This window comes from Streptomyces aidingensis (genome assembly GCF_900112355.1).
Classification (GTDB): domain Bacteria; phylum Actinomycetota; class Actinomycetes; order Streptomycetales; family Streptomycetaceae; genus Streptomyces; species Streptomyces aidingensis.
Map to the genome: position 1 here is coordinate 1 of NZ_FOLM01000032.1, position 17,239 is coordinate 17,239.

At 73.2% G+C, this 17,239-nt stretch carries 17 protein-coding genes; 1 reads left to right on the forward strand and 16 read right to left on the reverse strand.

Translation table 11 applies throughout. The features are described from left to right. The 16 genes from BM242_RS27960 to BM242_RS28035 form a co-directional block, all read right to left on the reverse strand. The coding region (locus BM242_RS27960) for an ATP-binding cassette domain-containing protein (RefSeq protein WP_093841751.1) at nucleotides 1–1,672 on the reverse strand (1,672 nt) is incomplete at its 3' end. After that, entirely contained in the window at nucleotides 1,669–2,916 is a 1,248-nt protein-coding gene (locus BM242_RS27965; RefSeq protein WP_093841752.1) for a methyltransferase domain-containing protein, read from the reverse strand. The genes BM242_RS27965 and BM242_RS27960, both read right to left, overlap by 4 nt. 130 nt (nucleotides 2,917–3,046) lie before the next feature. Further along, the gene (locus BM242_RS27970; RefSeq protein WP_093841753.1) at nucleotides 3,047–3,484 is read right to left on the reverse strand and encodes an NUDIX hydrolase; all 438 of its coding nucleotides are present in this window, start codon (nucleotides 3,482–3,484) and stop codon (nucleotides 3,047–3,049) included. Nucleotides 3,485–3,722: 238 nt separating this feature from the next. Continuing rightward, a complete protein-coding gene (cas6e, locus tag BM242_RS27975) occupies nucleotides 3,723–4,433 on the reverse strand; it encodes a type I-E CRISPR-associated protein Cas6/Cse3/CasE (RefSeq protein WP_093841754.1) in 711 nt (236 codons plus the stop codon). Between the two features lie 43 nt (nucleotides 4,434–4,476). Next, on the reverse strand, nucleotides 4,477–5,325 hold the full coding sequence (locus BM242_RS27980) for a hypothetical protein (protein ID WP_093841755.1): 849 nt from the start codon (nucleotides 5,323–5,325) through the stop codon (nucleotides 4,477–4,479). 104 nt (nucleotides 5,326–5,429) lie between these two features. Then, on the reverse strand, nucleotides 5,430–6,245 hold the full coding sequence (locus BM242_RS27985; protein WP_093841756.1) for an SAM-dependent methyltransferase: 816 nt from the start codon (nucleotides 6,243–6,245) through the stop codon (nucleotides 5,430–5,432). A 131-nt stretch (nucleotides 6,246–6,376) separates the two neighbouring features. Continuing rightward, a complete protein-coding gene (locus tag BM242_RS27990; protein WP_175541623.1) occupies nucleotides 6,377–7,435 on the reverse strand; it encodes a CPBP family glutamic-type intramembrane protease in 1,059 nt (352 codons plus the stop codon). A 20-nt stretch (nucleotides 7,436–7,455) separates the two neighbouring features. Further along, complete coding sequence (locus BM242_RS27995) at nucleotides 7,456–7,827, reverse strand: hypothetical protein (protein WP_139238484.1); 372 nt, start codon at nucleotides 7,825–7,827, stop codon at nucleotides 7,456–7,458. Nucleotides 7,828–7,955: 128 nt separating this feature from the next. Continuing rightward, nucleotides 7,956–10,097, reverse strand: a complete 2,142-nt coding sequence (locus tag BM242_RS28000; protein WP_139238485.1) for a tetratricopeptide repeat protein — start codon at nucleotides 10,095–10,097, stop codon at nucleotides 7,956–7,958. Continuing rightward, nucleotides 10,094–10,405 (reverse strand): hypothetical protein, encoded by a 312-nt coding sequence (locus tag BM242_RS28005; RefSeq protein ID WP_093841760.1) that lies wholly within the window; start codon nucleotides 10,403–10,405, stop codon nucleotides 10,094–10,096. The genes BM242_RS28000 and BM242_RS28005 overlap by 4 nt, the downstream gene beginning before the upstream one ends. 539 nt (nucleotides 10,406–10,944) lie before the next feature. Continuing rightward, nucleotides 10,945–12,159: a cytochrome P450 family protein gene (locus BM242_RS28010; protein WP_093841761.1), complete on the reverse strand. Its 1,215-nt coding sequence runs from the start codon at nucleotides 12,157–12,159 to the stop codon at nucleotides 10,945–10,947. A 29-nt stretch (nucleotides 12,160–12,188) separates the two neighbouring features. Continuing rightward, nucleotides 12,189–13,496 (reverse strand): cytochrome P450 family protein, encoded by a 1,308-nt coding sequence (locus tag BM242_RS28015; RefSeq protein WP_093841762.1) that lies wholly within the window; start codon nucleotides 13,494–13,496, stop codon nucleotides 12,189–12,191. 1 nt (nucleotide 13,497) lies between these two features. Next, complete coding sequence (locus BM242_RS28020) at nucleotides 13,498–14,085, reverse strand: GTP-binding protein (protein WP_093841763.1); 588 nt, start codon at nucleotides 14,083–14,085, stop codon at nucleotides 13,498–13,500. Continuing rightward, nucleotides 14,066–14,422: a DUF742 domain-containing protein gene (locus BM242_RS28025; protein WP_175541624.1), complete on the reverse strand. Its 357-nt coding sequence runs from the start codon at nucleotides 14,420–14,422 to the stop codon at nucleotides 14,066–14,068. Before BM242_RS28025 ends, BM242_RS28020 begins: the two co-directional genes overlap by 20 nt. After that, the gene (locus BM242_RS28030; protein WP_093841765.1) at nucleotides 14,419–14,826 is read right to left on the reverse strand and encodes a roadblock/LC7 domain-containing protein; all 408 of its coding nucleotides are present in this window, start codon (nucleotides 14,824–14,826) and stop codon (nucleotides 14,419–14,421) included. The genes BM242_RS28025 and BM242_RS28030 overlap by 4 nt, the downstream gene beginning before the upstream one ends. Beyond that, nucleotides 14,819–16,117 (reverse strand): ATP-binding protein, encoded by a 1,299-nt coding sequence (locus BM242_RS28035; RefSeq protein ID WP_139238486.1) that lies wholly within the window; start codon nucleotides 16,115–16,117, stop codon nucleotides 14,819–14,821. Before BM242_RS28035 ends, BM242_RS28030 begins: the two co-directional genes overlap by 8 nt. Nucleotides 16,118–16,331: 214 nt before the next feature. On the opposite strand from BM242_RS28035, the gene BM242_RS28040 reads away from it, so the two are divergent. Further along, nucleotides 16,332–17,239, forward strand: a 908-nt coding sequence (locus tag BM242_RS28040; protein WP_139238487.1) for an NsdA family TPR-like regulatory protein, incomplete at its 3' end; no start/stop codon positions are given.

A 17,239-nucleotide genomic window follows, 5' to 3' on the forward strand; every position in this document is an offset into this window, starting at 1 on the left:
CGCGTTGGAAGGTGCGCGAGAGCAGGGTGCGCCAGCCCTGGGGCAGTGAGGCGATCAGGTCGGTGGCGCCTGCCTTGGCCGCCGCCGCCTCCAGGCGTTCCTGGGTCAGGGGGAGGCTGGGGTCGCCGACGGCGACGTTGATGCGGGCGGTGAAGGGCCAGCGGTAGAAGTCCTGGGTGACGAAGGAGAACCGGGAGAAGAGCTGGGCGCGGTCGGCGGTGGCGGTGTCGGTGCCGTCCCACAGGATGCGCCCGCCCTGGGGGCGGTAGAGCCCTGCCAGGAGTTTGGCGATGGTGGATTTGCCAGAGCCGTTGTTGCCGACCAGGGCGGTGACCTTGCCCAGCGGGATGGTCATGGTCAGCCCGTTCAGCGCCGGCACGCGGTCGCCTCCGGTGTCCTCGCCGTCTTCGTCTTCGTGGTCGCTGCTGCTGGGGTAGGTGAAGGTGACGTTGTCGAAGTGGATGTGCCGCGGGGCCTCGGGGAGGGGGTGGCCGCCGGCGGGGATTTCCCGTCCGGTGGCCTGTTCGGTGACCTGGTGCAGGTCGGCAACGTACAGGCTGTCCTCGTGCATGCGGTTGATGTGGGAGACAAGGTTGGCAAGGGCGCCGGTGCCGGTCTGGATGGCGGCCACCGCCGCGCCGGCGGCGGCCAGGGCGACGGCCCCGGACCACAGCAGCCAGCCCAGCACCGTGTAGGTCGCCACCGCGGTCACTCCGGCGGCGATGGAGGCGACCAGCAAGGTGGTGGCCTCCACCCGGGCCAGGCGGCGCTGTTCGATGAGGAAGGCGCGGGCCATCTCCTCGTGGTGGTGCAGCAGGAAGCCGCCCATGCGGTGGACGCGGATCTCGGCCGCCGCGTCCTCGTCGATCATCTGCTGGGACAGCACCCGGAAGGCGCGGGTGTGCTGGACCCAGATGTGGAAGGACTCATAGCGCTGCCGGGAGATCCGCAAGGCCGCCCACGCCCTGGGGGCGACCATGACCAGCAGCATCGGCAGCAGCAGCGGGTGCAGGGCGGTCAGCACTCCGCCGGCGGTGATCAGCGAGATCACCCCGCCGACGATCCTGGTGCCGTGCCCGATGACCTCCCGCGCGCCTTGCGCCCCGTACTGGGCGGACTCCAGCAGCGCGTGGAAGGCGTGGTCCTCGATCGCCTCCAGCTCCACCTCGGTGGCCCGCTGCAGGTAGCGCTGGCGGGCCTGCTGCTCGACCTGGGGCCGCAGACGGCCGTCGGCGTACGTCGTCACCGCCGCCAGCAGCGCACCCGCGGCCAGCGCCAGCGCCATCACCACGGCGGGGGAAGCAGCGGCCCGTACTCCTTCGGCGATCTCGGCCGGTGCCAGCAGCGCCTCCAGCACCGCCTGCACACCCAGCAGCGCCACCGCCTGGGTGATGCCGCGCAGGACCTCGGCGGCGATGACGGTCACGGTGGCCGGCCGGTCGGCCTGCCAGGCCAGGCGGAGCGCCATCATCAGCATCCGCGGCAGCCGGCCCAGGGTATGCCGCACGCTCATCTTGGCGGCGTCGTCCTGGTGCCTGGTCCAGCGCTTGTTGTACTGCAGCGGCCCGCCGAACAGCAGCTGCTCCGACGCGGAGGAGGATCCGGCCGCCGTCTGCTTGGCCTCCGTGGCGCCGTCCTGCCCGCTGCCGGCCTTGCGTGTGCGTGTGCTCACCGTCGCAATGTCTCCTTCACGCTCTGGGGTTCGGCGGCCAGGGGGTGGGCGGGCAGTGGCCAGGCCAGCGGGTGGCCTGCGCGGGAGGCCAGGTGCTGGGATCCGTCCGCGGCGACCTCCAGCCGGTAGGCATCGGGCCGCCCGGCCCGTACCCACCTGGCGTGCAGCGCTTCGACCTCGTCCCAGATGTCGCGCTGTCCGGCGTGTTCGACCTGCCATGCCTGGCCGTCGGGGCGCACTGCGGCGAAGGAGTCTTCCCCCGGTGCGATGAGGGTGAGGTGGTCGGCCTGCCGGTCCTGGACCAGGCCTGGCGCCAGGTGCGCCAGGGCCAGCCACAGCCCGTGCTCATCGGGGCCGGGCGGGGCCAGCGCGGTGCGGCGGCGCCGCACGGGGAAGGCGGCGAGGCGTGCGCGGTGGCTGTGGGCGCAGAGCCGGCGCCAGCCCCGGCCGGGCCGGTGCCCCCACCCCAGCGCCGCCACTTCCCCTTCCAGCCGCCCGTTTCGATGGCGCCGCATTGTGCACCGCCCGAGCCAGAACGGGGAGGCGGTGGTGAGCGTCGCGAGCAGCAGCCCGCCGGGTGCCAGCTGCTCCAGCCACGCCGGCGGCAGGCACCGGACGGCGAACCCGGCGTGCAGCCGGTCATACGGCGCGCCCTGCGGGTGCCCGGCCAGTGCGTCCCCGGTGACCACCTTCAGCGGGTATCCGGCCTCGGCCAGCCGTTCCCGGGCTGCCTGCGCCACATGCGGGTCGCACTCCACCGTGGTGACCGAGTCGGTGCCGGCCAGGTGGGCCGCCAGCGCCGCAACGACGCCGGCGCCGGTGCCCGCATCCAGCACCCGCAGCCCCGGCTCCAGGCTGAGGTCTTCCAAGGTCGCCACGGTCGCGGACAGGACACTGGTCGTGGCCGTGACATCCCCGCCCTCCACCCGCCCGCCGTCCGGGGCGTTCACGGGCCGGCCTTGCCACTGCACCGCGACGCTGCGCTCGCCGTGGATCCGCTCCACCCATTCGGCACGGTCCTGTGGCCGGGTGCCGTCCAGCACCTGCCACCACCACCGGCCCGGCTGCTCCGGCTCCTGGCGCAGGACGTAGATCCACGGCAGGAGCTGCTCCCTGGGCACGACCAGCAGTGCCCGGCGCACCGCCGCGTCGTGCAGCAGACCGTCCGCGACCAGGCGGTCCACCATCACGCGGCGGGCGTGCACCACATCGGCGCCCCCTAAGGGCAGCAGCTGCTCGGGCATCAGCGGTTGTCTCCCTTCCCTGGCGGGGCAACGATCCGAGACGTTCGGCGCCCCGGGTCGGCGGCCCCAGGGCGTGCCGGGTGGCTGGGCGGTGGTGCCTGCATGCGCCGGTCACCGGTTCGCTGTGGCGTCAGCCGGGCCAGCCGACTTCGGAGTACGGCCGGCCGGCGGCGATGGCCGCAAGCGCGGTGCGGGTGTAGTCCACCAGAGGGTCGGGCAGGCGGGTGCGCGGCCACCAGCGCAGCTCGCTGCACCGGTCAGGCTCGGCGTTGACCGGCTCGCCGGCCCACCTGGTGGCGCGGAAGAACAACTGCATCCGCGGCCCGGTGGGCCCGAGATGGTGAAGGGTGTGGACCAGCTCCAGGTCCGATACGCGCAGGGCCAGGCCGAGTTCCTCGGCCGCCTCGCGGACGGCGCACTCCCGGGCGGTCTCCCGCTCCACATGCCCGGCAGGCACGTGCCAGTAGCCGGGCGCGAACTCGGCGCTGGCCGCGCGCTGCCCCAGCAGCACGCGCCCGTCGCGTTCCAGCAGCAGGTGGGCGCCGAGAACGTTCGGCAGGTGACCCATGTTCCTCCTCGAACCCCTGAACGGCTGATGCCAGGACAACGACGCCCTGCCGCCACCGGTCACAGCAGACCAAAGGCCGGGCGCCCCACAGATGTGTGAGGAGGAAGAAACCTTGCGGAAGAAGGCACCTGCACCGGGACGGGCACGGTGTTGCTGCGGCACCGAGGTGAGCAGGTGCGTCCCCACCAGGAGCGTGAGGAGAGCAGGGGCCGGAAGGACCTGGCCCCGCCAGGAGAATCTACCAACTCCGGGGCGCGGATGGGGTGAGGTTCAGCATGCCGCAGCCGTAGGCCTTGCCGCGTCCAATGCCCTCGGCCAGGGCCCCCGCCAGGGCGGCGGAGTCGGTGACGGTGGCACGGGCCTGGAAGTCCCGGATGACCAGGACCACAGGGCCATTGCGGCCGGTGCCGGTCAGGCGGGTGGCGGGGGACACATGCACAGGTCCGGTGACGCGGACGCCGTGCCGGGCCAGGCTTCTGCGCAGCCAGGCCTGGCACTCGCTCCTGCTGCGCAGCGGGCTGTGGCGGTGGGTGCGGCGATCTCGAATGACGGGGTTGGCGGTGATCCGCAGGCTGACCTCCTGCCCGGCGGCCGGGGCCGGGGTGACGGGGCGGACCTCGGCGGCGGCCAGCCGCCCGGCATCCAGCAGCGGCGACCAGTCCGGGCGCACCCCGGTGCGCACGACCATGGCCAGGGCCGGCCCGGCGGGCGCGATGGCGGTGTCCGAACCCGGGACTGCGGGAGCGCGCACGGCGGCGAACAGCATCCGCCCGCCGGCTGGCGCGCGCTCGCGGCCCAGTGCGGGCAGGCCCCCGGCCAGCAGCTGCTGCAGGCGGCGAATGTCGTGACTGGCCTGCTGCTCGGTGGCGGTGAGGATGAGATGGGAGTGGAACAGTGCCGGGGGATCCCCGGGCGTGGGTGCGCGGCGTCGGGCGTGGGGTGCGGTCATGGTGGCGTCTCTCCGCGGGAGTGCGGCTCGTCGAGGGTGTGGTTCACGCCAGGGCGGCGGTGAGATCCAGGTGCGCGAGGGTCTTGTCGCCGGCGGGCTCGTAGCGGGGCCAGCGGATGCCGTGAGGGTCCTCGGCCGTCTCGGCGGTGTGGATCATCCGCACCACGTACTGGGGGCCGCGTTCGCGGCAGGTGCGGGCCAGGTGGTGCCAGGAAGCGAACAGGCGGTAGTCCTCCACAGCGGCGGCCACCGCGTGATTCATCACCAGGACCTGCTCTATCTCCGCGGCCGGCCAGGAGTGCACCAAGGCGTGCCGAGCGGCGTCGGGGGCGGCCTCGGCAGCCCAGTAGCCGCCGTCCTTGTTCAGGTGCCGCAGCTGGTGATCGCGCAGCTGATCCAGCAGCTCACGGTGCTTGGGCGAGGTGAATCCCGCGCCGGTGCGCAGCCGGGCATACAGACCGATGTGTTCCAGACGCCCGGTGAGCAGCCGCTCCAGGCGGTCATCGCGCAGCTGATGAACGGCGCCCGTTCGCGCGACGGCGACGATGGGGGCATTGCCCAGGGCCAGCGCCTCCACCCGGCCGTGGAGGGCGCGGACGATGGCCACGGCGGCGGCCGGAGCGGCACCGGGGACCAGACGGTGCCGCTGGGCCACGGCGGCAATCGCCCTCTCCACTACGGTGCGCAACGACGCGCCGGAATCGGCCTCCAGGGCCGAGCGCAGGCGGACACCAAGAACCTGGATGTACCAGCTGCCGCGCTGCTGCTCTGGGCACGCGGCGGCGTCGGCATCGAGCACGATGACCGTGCCACGGGTACGGAAGATGCTGTCCTTCCTGGGCTGCGCCGTGCCTGGGAGTTCGCCGGTGGTGATGACCAGGGTGCTGTTCACAGGATGCTTTCGCGTCGGCGGACCGGAGGCAGTCCGGGGTGGTCTTGTGTGCTGGAGAGGTGGGTGTACTCGGCGCTCGGCCGACGGAGCCGGGGATCGGCTGGTCAGCGGCCGGGTTTGCGGGCGAGCGCGCCCCAGCCCACCCCGGGCGGCAGCTGCGGCTGCTCCAGCCCCGGGTCCGGGTGCCAGTGCGGCTGCGGCACCACGCCGGGCGGCACCAGCTCCAGCCCGGCGAAGAGGCCGGTGACCTGTTCGCGGCTGCGCAGGAGGTAGGGCACGGCCCCGGAGGCGTTGTAGATCTCCTGCGCGGCGGCCATGGCGGGGTCGGTGTCGGCGCCGTGGCTGAGCAGCAGGTAACTGCCCGGCGCCAGCGGGTCCATCAGGCGGTGCACCAGGTCGGCGGCCTGCTCCTCGTCGGGGATGTGGCCCAGGATCTCGCTGAGGACGACGGCCACCGGCCGGGTGAGGTCCAGCACCGCCGAGGCCTGGCCGAGGATGTGCTCGGGGTGGTGCAGGTCGGCGTCGAGGTAGCGGGTTTCGCCCTGCCCGGTGCCGGTGAGCAGCGCGCGGGCGTGGGCCAGGACCAGCGGGTCGTTGTCCACGTAGACGACCTTGACCTCCGGGGCGATGCGCTGGGCGACCTCGTGGGTGTTGTCCACCGTCGGCAGCCCGGTGCCGATGTCCAGGAACTGCCGCATCCGGGCCTGTCCGACCAGGTGGCGGATGCCGCGGATGAGGAAGTACCGCGAGGCGCGGGCCACGCCGACGATCCCGGGGAACAACGCGACATAGGCGTCACCGGCTTCCCGGTCGACGGGGTAGTTGTCCTTGCCGCCCAGCCAGTAGTTCCAGATCCGGGCCGACTGCGGCCTGCCGGTGTCGATCTGCGCCGCACTGGTCTCATCGTGGTGAGGGTCCATGAACCAGGTTGCCTTTCGCGGTCAGCCACATCGCCCTGCCATGGGTGTGCCAGGCGGGCAAAGGGGTGCGGGAGGGAGAAAGAGTCGGCTGCCGGGGGTGCCGTGGGCTGGGCTGTGCCGGGCAGCGCGTGTTACGGGGCGCGGCGGGCGGGGGAGGCTGCCGCTGGTGGCGAGGTGCGCCCGCTGCCGGCCGCTTCCCCGGCCTGGTTGCTGTTGCTGGCGGTGGTGGGCTGGGCGAAGTGCAGCAGCCACAGCGCCGCGCCGGCGGTCAGCAGCAGGGTGACCGTGCTGGTGCGCCAGCTTGCGAAGAGGAGCACGGTGCGTGTCCCGTCGCCGGTGTCCACGGCATACAGCTGGGGGATCACCCAGTCGCGGACCTTGGCGTCCCAGGCGAAGTGCGCCAGCAGCAGCGGGACGACGCTCCGGTAGCGCAGGAACAGCAGCACCGCCACGGCGCCCGCCACCATCGCGGCCACCGCGGCGGCACCGAGATACGCGTGGCCCGCCAGGCGCAGCAGCAGGCACAGCGCCACGGCTTCGCGCACCGGCCGGCCTGCGGCGCCGAGCAGGGCCAGCACTGCGGCGGTCTCGGCCAGTTCCTCGGCCACGGCGGTCCACACGAAGGCGGCGAAGGCCTGGCTGCCGGTGGTGATGCCGCCGGCCTCCAGCTGGTGGCCGCTGAGCGTGGACTGGGGGAACCACAGCGACACCGTGACCATGGCCAGCCCCGCCGCGGCGAACCCCAGCAGTGCGGCGGCGAACACCCCGCCCTGCGTGTCGGCGTCCGCGGGGCCCGCGGACGCGTGCAGCCGTACCCCGTGGTGGCGCAGGATTTCGCGCACCAGCCATACCGTCAGCCCGGCTCCGGCCAGGGGAGCCAGCACTCCGGAGGTGCTGCCGCCGTCGGCGGGCACCAGTCCGGCGGCGTCCGCCGCCACCGCGGCGGCCAGCGCGGCGGCACCGGCGAGTGCCCAGGCCGAACCGCTCTTGCGGGCGGCGGTCAGCCGTATCAGCCAGCCGGCCATGGCTATCGCGCCGACGGCCATCAGGACGCGGCCGACGAGGCCGCTGTGCGGGACCTGGATGGTCGCGTACTCGCGCAGCGCGATCATCACGGTCGCCCACAGGCTGTGCCCGGAGGCGGCGGCGATCAGTAAGGCCACATCACGGTAGGCGGCCCTTGCCGGCACCGTGGGAGAGGAAGGAGAAGTCATATCAGGAAGTCCGGGTTGTCACAGGGGGGAAGAACGAAGACGGAAGGGTGCACGGCTGCGGGCGGGGCAGCGGGCGGGATCGGGGGCGGCCGGGCACCGGGGTAGTGGACGCGGATGGCGTGCCGATCCAGCCAGGCGCGCAGGGCAGGACGGCGGGAGGGCCGGAACTCCAGTTGCGCTTCGGTGGGCACGACCAGGTGCCGTATCCGGCCGGCCTCCAGGAGGGCGGCCACCTGCGGCCAGTGCGGGCGGCGCTGCCGGGGCCGGGTGATCCCGGCGTCCCAGGCCGCGTGCACCACCCGCAGGCCGGACTCCAGAGGCCAGGTGCGAAGGCGGTGCACCGCCATCTCGCCGTCGGTCAACTCCACACACGCATAGAGCACGGCCGCCTCGGCCACCGGAATCTGACCGGCGACGCCCGGGACCGCCCGGCCCGGCCCACCAGCCGGGGCAGGCGGCAGGAATGGCGTCTCCATGGACGCCCGGCCGGCGGCCCTCATCGCGTGCCGTCGTCCGAGCGGTCTTCACCGGAGGGCAGGGCGGCGAGACGTTCGCGGACCCGGGCCGCGTCGGCCGGGCGGACGGTGTCGAACAGCTCCGCCGCCTGCTCGTAGTGGTGCCGGGCGGTGCCGGCCTCGCCGCTGAGGGCGGTGATCTCGCCGAGCCACTCCAGGGTGTGGGCCTGCCAGCGCGCCGATCCGGCCGCGCGGAACGCGGGCAGCGCGCGTTCCAGCAACTGGCGTCCGGCCTCGTGGTCGCCGGAGAGGGCGCGGGCGTAGCCGAGCCAGGCCGCTACCCGGTCTGCGTCGTAGCCGTCGCCGTGCTCGACCAGGATCGCGTGCGCCGCGGCGAGATGCTCGATGGCCTTGCCGAGTCGGCCGGTGTGCAGGGCGCCTTCGCCGAGGGTGATCAGGGCCAGCCCGATGCCGCGGCGGTAGCCGGAGCCTTCCCACACGGTGATGGCTTCGCGCAGGAACGGCTCGGCCTGCTGCGGGCGGCCCATGTTGGTGTGGCAGCCGCCGATGCCCAGCAGGGACTGCCCGTGGTCGTGCACGTGCCCGGCGGACAGGGCGAGTTCCAGGGCCTGCTCGTACCAGCGGATCGCCTCGTCGTTGTGGCCGGCGGCGGCCAGGCCGATAGCGCCGGAGGTGAGCATCCGCCGCTCGGCCGCCGCATCACCGGCGGCGCGGGCCGCGTCCAGTCCGAGGCGGTGGGCGGCGATCCAGTCCTCATACGGCTGCAGGAGCAGGAACAGCGGCCACAGGGCGTCGGTCAGCTGCCAGGCCGTCTCCCACCACTGCGCCTGGTGTGCGCTGCGGATGACCGGCAGCGCGTTGTGCTGGTGGGCTACCACCCAGGCACGGGCCGCTTGTGCGTCGGGGAAGGTGGGCGGTTCGGGCAGCGGGTGGTGGTAGGTGCGCTCCATGGTGGCCTGCACGGGGGTGAGTAGTTTCTGCGCGGCGCTGGCGGCGGCCAGGAACCACTCGCACGCCCGCCGCGTCGTCTCCTGCCGTTCCTCGTCGGTGTCCTCCTGCTGCGCACGCTGCTGTGCGTGCCGGTGCACCAGCTGTGTTGCCCAGGTGTAGCGCGCCGGCCGGCCCTCCTGCGGCGGGCGGCCCTCCAGCAGGTGGGCGCCGGTGAGCAGCCCGAGCGCGTGCTCGGCCTCCGCCGGGGGCAGGTTCGCCGCCGCGGCGGCGATGTAGGGGTCGAGGTCGGTGGTGGGCAGCAGCGTGCAGAGCCTGTACACCCGACGGGTGTGCTGCGGTAGCGATTCGTAGATTTCCTGGGCGGCGGCGGTCACGGCGAAGACTCCTTCGGCGGTGTGGTTGGACAACGTTGTGTGGGGGTTGCGCTCCAGTGCGGCGGCAAGGTCCGCGGGGCGGCGGTGCGGATCGGCGGCCAGTACTGCGCCGGCCATCACCAGTGCCAGGGGCACCCCTGCGCAGGCGGCGGCGATGCGCCGGGCCTCGGCGGAGGCCGGGTCCAGGCGGCCTTGCCCGGCGCAGGCGGCGAGTAGTTCGGCCGAGGCGGCGGGGGACAGCGGCGGGAGCCGGCACATCCGTGCCCCGGCCGTGGCCAGTTCGGTCAGCTGCCAGCGGCCGGTGACCACGACGATGCTGTCGTTGCCGCCGGGCAGCAGCGGGTGCACCTGCGCGGCCGAGGCGGCACCGTCGATGAGAAGAGCGACTGCCCGGTCCGCAGTGGCCGAGCGCCACAATGCCGCCAGCTCCTGCAACTCCCCCGGCAGAGCCGGACCGTAGCCCAGGGCGCCCAACCAGCCCCGCAGCACGGCCGCAGGGGCCGGGTGGACTTCCCTGGATGCCCGCAGGTCCGTATAGAACTGGCCGTCTGGGTAGTGCTCGGCGAGCCGGGACAGCCAGTGGGCTGACAGCGCTGTCTTCCCCACGCCACCGAGGCCGGTGATCACGGCGATCGGCGAGGCGTGGTCCTCATCGGTGCGGATGGTGTCCAGCGCGGCCAGCCGGTCCTCCCGTCCCAGCAGGCTCCTGCGGACCGGGGGAAGCTGCCGCGGCGGGGGGAGGAGTGGCGCGCCGGGCGGGTGGAGGTGGATGCCGCCGTTGACGCTCTGGGCCTGGACCACGGTGCCGGCCGAGCCGTTGGAGAAGGTGTTGTTCACCGCCACCTCCGCGGTCCGGCCGGGACGGTGCCGGCCACCGGGCCGAGCACAGCGGACGGCACCATCAGGTGGTCGGAGGGCACACCCCGATCCCGGCGCAGCCAGACGAAGGGCACGCCGTTGAGCAGCAGCGTCGGCTTGGTGCCGTCGGGCACGTAGCGTGCTCTCGGCCAGGTCAGGCCCTCATCCGGGCCGGGCGGCACCGGCCACCACCACGACCCGGGCATCACGCCGATCCGGCCCAGCGTCACCCGTGGCCCGCGGTGCGCCAGGAGGCGGAGCACCCGCCGGGCCACCGGTTCGGGCATGACGACGGCGTCGTGCCCTTTCCCGGGCCGCACACTCCTCCAGGCCGCCGATGCGGGAACGGCGGGCCGAAGTTGCCGGAATCCGGCCAGATGGGAGCCGGGAAGAGGGATGGGCACGGTGTATCTCGCATTCGTATGAAAGACACGGTCGGGGAGCGGTGGCCCCGCCCCTCGCAGCCGGAGAGAAGGAAGGGGACGGGGCCACCGGGCGGCGGCGGGAGCCGGACGGGGGATCGGCGTGGCGCCGCCGCGGCGCCCGTGCCCGGCCAGGGGAGGACCAGGCACAGACGGTCTTCAGAGAAGGGCTGCCGGGAGGACGGCGGAGGTTCTCAGGCGTCGGTGCCGGTTGTGCGGTACAGGCAGTGGATCTCCACCGCTTTTGCGGGCGGCACGAGCAGCGGGTTCGCGGTTCCCGATGTGATCGGTGCGCACGGAGGCCTGGTGCGGGAGTTGCCCGCGCAGCAGCAGAATCTGCGCGGGGGCGCGTGAGGAGGGGCTGGTGTCATGGTGCGGGATGGTCCTTGGATGAGGGGCAGCGGTCAGGGGCGCAGGAGGACGGGGAAGGTCTGGTGGCCGTTGGCGATGAAGGAGGCCTGGGGCTTCAGCTGGCCGGGGTTCACGGCCAGGGAGAGGTGGGGGAAGGCGGCGAAGAGGGCGGGCAGCGCGATGGCGGCTTCCATGCGGGCCAGCGGCGCGCCCAGGCAGTAGTGCGGGCCGTGCCCGAACGCCAGGTGGGAGGTGTCCTGTCGGGTGGCGTCGAAGGCGTCAGGATTCGTGTGCAGGGCGGGGTCGCGGCCAGCCGCGCCGAAGCCGAGGAGGATCGGCTGGCCGCGGCGGATGACGATGTCGTCGCCGAGGTCGATGTCGTCGATCGCGTAGCGCAGCGGCATGTGCATGATGGGGCCTTGCCAGCGCAGGGTTTCCTCGATCACCTGGTCCCAGGAGATGCCGCTGCGCTCGACGGCCGCGCGCTGCTCGGGGTGGGTGAGCAGGGCCAGGGTGGCCCAGGAGATGAGGTTGACGGCCGTTTCCGATCCGGCGCCGATCATCAGGATGAGGGTGGAGATCAGCTCGGCCTCGGTCAGGCGGTGTTCGCCGTCCCGGGCGGCGATCAGGTCGCTGGTCATGTCCGGTCCCGGGGTTTCGCGTTTGCTCTGCGCGAGGGTGCGCATGCAGGCCAGGAGGTCGGCATAGTCGGTGGCGGCCTGTTCGGCGGTGGCGGCGGTGTTCAGCGCGGCGTCGATCACGCGGCGGGTCTCGCCGCGCATCTGTGGCGGGACGCCGAACAGGTCGCAGATCACCTCGGTGGGGATGGCGTAGGCGAAGCGGGCCCGCAGGTCCACCTCGCCGCCGGCGGGCTCCTCTTGGAGGCTGCGGATCAGCTTCTTGACGATGGTCTGCACCTTCGGGCGCAGGGCTTGTGTGCGGCGGGGGGTGAACGCGGCGGAGATCAGGCGTCGCAGCCGGCGGTGTTCCTCGCCGTAGGCGGTGAAGGCGGATTCCACGCGCACCCACACGTTCAGCGGCCAGTCCTGGGGTATGCGTTCCAGGTCCGGCCAGTGCCGGCGCGCATCGCGCGAGACACGGGGGTCGGACGCCAGCATCTGGATGACGTCGTGGCGGGTGACGGACCAGGCGGCCACGCCGCCGGGGAGCATCACCGGTGTGGCGGGGCCGCGTGCGCGCAGGGCGTGGGCTTCGTGGTGAAGGTCGGTGCCGGTCGGGTCCAAGGCGGGGCAGGTGCGGGGGTCCATCGGTGCTCCTCCAACGCGTGCGGCAGGGCTCAGGGGTGTGCGTGGACGGTGGGGGCCTGGTCGGTGGGGAAGCGTGTGGGAAGTGCGGCGAGGCTGCGGTGGAAGGGACCGGGCCGCCAGTGCAGGCCGGTGGCCGGGATGGCGAGTTCCAGGCCGGGCAGGGCATCGAGGAGGGTTTCGATGGCGGTCTCGGCGATGGTGGTGGCCATGGCCTGGGCCGGGCAGGTGTGCGGGCCGGCGGACCAGGCCAGGTGCGCGTGGTTGTCGGCGTACCGGTCCGGGCCGGCCGCTGCCAGTGCGGGGCCGGTATTGGCCGCGGCGTGGCTGATCAGCACGGGGACGCCGGTGGGAATGTCGGTGGCGCGGCCGTGCTCGTCGTGCAGCCGGCAGGGGCGGGTGGCGTAGTGGAAGCAGAAGTTGCTCATGGGCGAGTGCGTCCACAGCGCCTCGTTGAGCGCGTCGGTGACGGTCAGGCTTCCGCCGGTCAGGTCGGCGGAGAACCGGTCGTCGGTGAGCAGCATCATCAGCGCGGTGGAGATCCACGCGGCCTGCGGCACCGTGCCGGCGCCGATGAGCACCACCAGCTGGTGGACCATCTCCTCATCCGACAGCGCGGTGGGGTGGGCCAGCAGGTGGGAGGTGACATCCGGCCCGGGCCGGCGGCGTTTGACGGTGATGAGGTCGTGCAGGCAGCGGGCGAGGTCGTCGCTGCCGCGCTGGGCGGTCTGCGGTTCGGCATCGATCATCTGGCCGCAGGCCACGGACATCCGCTCCGCCAGCTCGCCGGGGCAGCCGAAGAGCCGGGCGAACACCGCGATGGGCAGGCGGTCGGCGTACTGGGCCACCAGGTCCGCCTCACCGGCCGTGCGGAAGGCGCCGATCAGCTCCCGGGCACAGGCCTGCACGTAGCCGCGCAGGGTCAGGGCGCGGACCAGTGCCAGGGCGTCGTCGATGGAGGTGCGCAGCCGCAGGTGGCTGGCGCCGTCCGCGAACAGCAGGCTCGGGCGCCAGCCCATCATGGGCACCACCTGGTTGCCGGTGGGCACCTGGCCGCGGGCCAGGGCCTGCCAGCGGCGGGCGTCCTTGGAGAAGTACGGCGAGCGCAGCACCTCCAGCGCGGCGCTGTAGCTGGTCACCACGAACGCCTCCACCCCGGGGGCGAGTTCGACCAGCGCGGCCGGACCGCAGGCGCGCAGGCGGGCATAGACGGTGTCCGGGGCGGCGGCGAAGCCCGGCCCGAACAGCGCCGGCAGCCCGCCCGGCGACGAGCCGGCATCGGCGGCGTTGTGGTGTGCGGGGCAGGCCGGCGGCACCGCGGCGGCGGGGGAGGGGGTCACGTCAGGCTCCGGTCAGGTGGTGAAGGTGGGCAACGAGCGCGATCAGCGCGGAGCGGGACGAGGTGTGGTCACGGGCGTCGCAGGTGACCAGCGGCGTGCCGGCTTCCAGGTCCAGCGCCTGGCGCACCTCCGCCTCGGGGTGTGCGGGGCTGTCGGGGAAGCGGTTGACGGCCACCACATACGGCAGGCCGTGCTGCTCGACCAGGGCGAGCGTGTCGAAGCAGCGCTGCAGCGCGCGGGTGTCGGCCAGCACCAGGGCGCCGTAGGCCCCGTGGGCCAGGTCCTGCCACAGCGGCAGGAACCGCGACTGCCCCGGAGTGCCGAACAGGAATAGCGCCAGGTCCTCGCCCAAAGTGAGGCGGCCGAAGTCCAGCGCCACCGTGGTGGTCAACTTCCCCTCGATCCCGGTGAGGTCATCCACCGCTGCCCCGGCCTGGGTCATGACCTCCTCGGTGCGCAGCGGCGTGATCTCGCTGACCGAGCCGATGAGGGTGGTCTTGCCCACCCCGAAGGCCCCGGCGACCAGGAGTTTGACGGTGGCGCGCACACTGTCGCGCACATAGGCGGTCTCACAGAGCGTGGAGGGCATCAAGAAGTCGCTCCAGCGTGTCGCGGTCGGCGGGGGTGCCGGCCGGGCGGTGGGTGTTCCGGGCGGCGAGGTGTCCCGAATCCAGCAGGTCGGCGATCAGCACCCGGGTGACGGAAAGCGGCAGCGCGAGGTGGGCGGCCAGATCCACCACAGCCAGGTAGCCGCCCCGGCACAGCTCCACCATGGCGCGCGCCTCCGGCCCCAACGCGGCGGCCGGTCGGCCCGGGACCGCGGTCAACAGCGTGACCAGATCCAGGGTGTTGCGGGAGGGCCGGGCCCGCCCACCGGTCACCACATACGGGCGCACCAGATCGCGACGCCTGCTCACCGGGCTCATGCCGCCGTGCCGCCGTCCCGCCGCGGGGCGCTGACCATCTCCCGGCCCATGGCGGCCACCACTTCGTGCATGCGGAAGCCCACCTGCTCCACATCCGCCGTCCGCGTGGCCGCCGCGCACAGGTAGGTGCCTTCTCCCGCGTCGATGGCCAGCACGAAACCGGTGTCGAAGTCCAGCAGCGTCTGCCGCAGCACCGGCGGTTGCGGCAGCATCCCGCCCATGCTCACGGCCGTGGAGCGCAGCCCGGACAGCGCCGCCGCGATCCGGTCGGCCGCATCCTTCCCCAGCGAACGGGTCTGGGCGCGGACCAGGCCGTCGGCGCTGATCAGCAGCGCACCCACGGTCTCGGGCAGCTCCATGACCTCCTGCAGCATCCAGGCGTCGTCACGAACAGGCTTAGTCATCAGCGGATTCCTTCGCGGGCACGTCGGGAGTGGAGGACCAGGCGGCCTTGGTGCCCCTGCGCAGCGCGCCCAGCCGGGCGGCAGCCGCCCCGGGGTCAGCCACAGCGCCGCGCCCGGCAGATGCGGCCGGGGGCCGGCCGGAGGAGGTGTCGGCGGGAGTGTGGCGGCGGCGCCGGGGCAGGCCGCCGGGGGTGGTGCCCACGCTCTCGCCCGCCGGGACCGGGGCTGGTGCCGCCGGAACGGCAGCCGCGGCGGGATTGATCGGTGCCTGCGGGGCGTCGGCGAGCAGGCTGCTGGGCAGGTTCAGCACCGCCCGGGCCCCGCCGTAGGGGGAGCTGGAGTCCACCGTCACGGTGAAGCCGTAGCGCCGGGCGAGCAGGGCGGCGACCACGAGCCCGAACTGCGGAGGATCCCCCAACTGCCCCATCCCCACGGCCTCCTGCTGCAGCAGCTTGGTGATCTGCTCACGCTGTGCGGGAGGAAGTGAGATGCCGGCGTCCTCGACCACCAGCGCCAGGCCGTGGTGGGTCAGGTGGATGTGCACCTCCACCGCGGTGTGCGGGGCGGAGAACCGGGTGGCGTTCTCCAGCAGCTCCGCCAGCGCGATGACCACCGGCTCCACACACCGCCCGACCACCGCCCGGGAATCCTCCGCCACCGTGATCTTGATGCGGGTGTAGTCCTGCACCATGCCGACCGCCCCGCGCACCACGTCATAGACACCCGTGGCCTCGTGCTGCCGGCCGGGCCAGGACCCGCACACCACCGCCAGGCCCACCATCCGCCGCCGGATCAACGCGGTGGCGTGATCCAGCCCCATCAGCCCCTCCACGATGTCGGGATCGTCGAAGCGGTGAATCATCTCCAGCAGCTGCTTCTGCATCCCCGCGGACAGCCCGGAGATCTTCCGCGACACCCCCAGCAGCGTGGACTGCGCGAACTGCTCCCCCTGCCGATGCGCTGCGGCCAGCGCCTGGACCAGCGCCCCCTCGGCCGCAGCCAGCCCGGCGGCAAACCCCGCATGGTCCGGTACCGGCGCGGCCGGCCGGGGCGCATCCGGCCTCTCGGCCAGCAGCGCGACGCCGTCCACCCACGCGGTCAGCGCGGCCGTGCAGGCCCGCAGCCCCTCTTCCGCTTGTCCCGCGCGCTGCCGGGCGGCTTCCGCCTTCCCGCGTTCCACAGCCACGGCGCGACGCTTGCTGCGCACGGTCTTCACAAGCAGCAGCACAACGCCCACCACGGCTGCTGCCCCTACGGCGGCAATCAGCGAAAGTGTCGGGTCAGAGGCCATGGGGGAGTCCTTGAACAGTCGGGGAAGCGGTGACCCAGGTTTCGGCGGCCCTCAGCGCACCGCCGAGGGTGGGCGCCGGCACCGCGTTCTCCGGTCCGGGCGCCAGAGCCCGTCCGGTGCCGGTACGTTGAGCAAACCGTGATGCACGGTGCGTGGGTATCCCCGGCGGGGAGCCGCCACGGGTAACGTTGGTAAAGATCATTTGGGGCGATGCATGGCGCGTGCACGCAACAGCCGGATGGAGAGCCTGCTGCGCGAACTGGGCTGGTCCCAGGAGCAGCTGGCCGCCCGTTTCCGCCGGGTGGCCGCCGAGAACGGCGCGGACGAGCTGCGGGCGGTGACCCGCTCGCACGTCAACCAGTGGCTGCGCGGATCGCGCCCCGGCGGCCGGGCGCCGCATATCTTGTGCGAGACGTTCTCGCGCGGGCTGGGACGCGTCGTCACCGCGCCGGAGATCGGACTGGACATGGGCGGGGAAGACCTCCCCCAGGACACCGACCCGGTGATGGCGCTGGCAGAGTTGGGGAGCATGGAGTTGGACAGGCAGCGTCGCCAGATGCTCACCGGCGCCGCCTACTCGCTCGCAGGACTCGCCCTGGCCACCGGCGAAGGGCCGGCAGCACAGGCCCGCCCGTCCCGTCGCCCCGTCTGCGGCGGGCACACCACCGCCGCCGATGTGGCAGGTGCCCGCGAGATGATGGCCTTCTTCTCGCGCCGTGACCAGCGCCGCGGCGGCGGTGACGGCCGCGCCGCCCTGGTGGCCTACCTGCGCACCGACATCGTCGCCCACCTCGGCCGCCGCTTCCCCGGCGAGCAGGTGCGGCGCGAGATGTTCTCCACCGCCTCCGAACTGGTCTACCTGTGCGGCTGGATGTCCTTCGACGCCGGCGAGCACGGCCTGGCCCAGCGCTACTTCACCCTCAGCCTGCACCTGGCCGCCGAAGCCGACGACGCCCCCCTGGCCGGACACATCCTGCGCGCCATGGCCCACCAGGCCGTGGACCTCGGCCACCCCCAGCACGCGCTCGCCCTGGCCGACGCCTCGCTGGAACAACGCCGCTACACCCGGGCCACACCCCGCGAACGCGCCCTGCTCGGCGTGGTGCACGCCCGCAGCCTCGC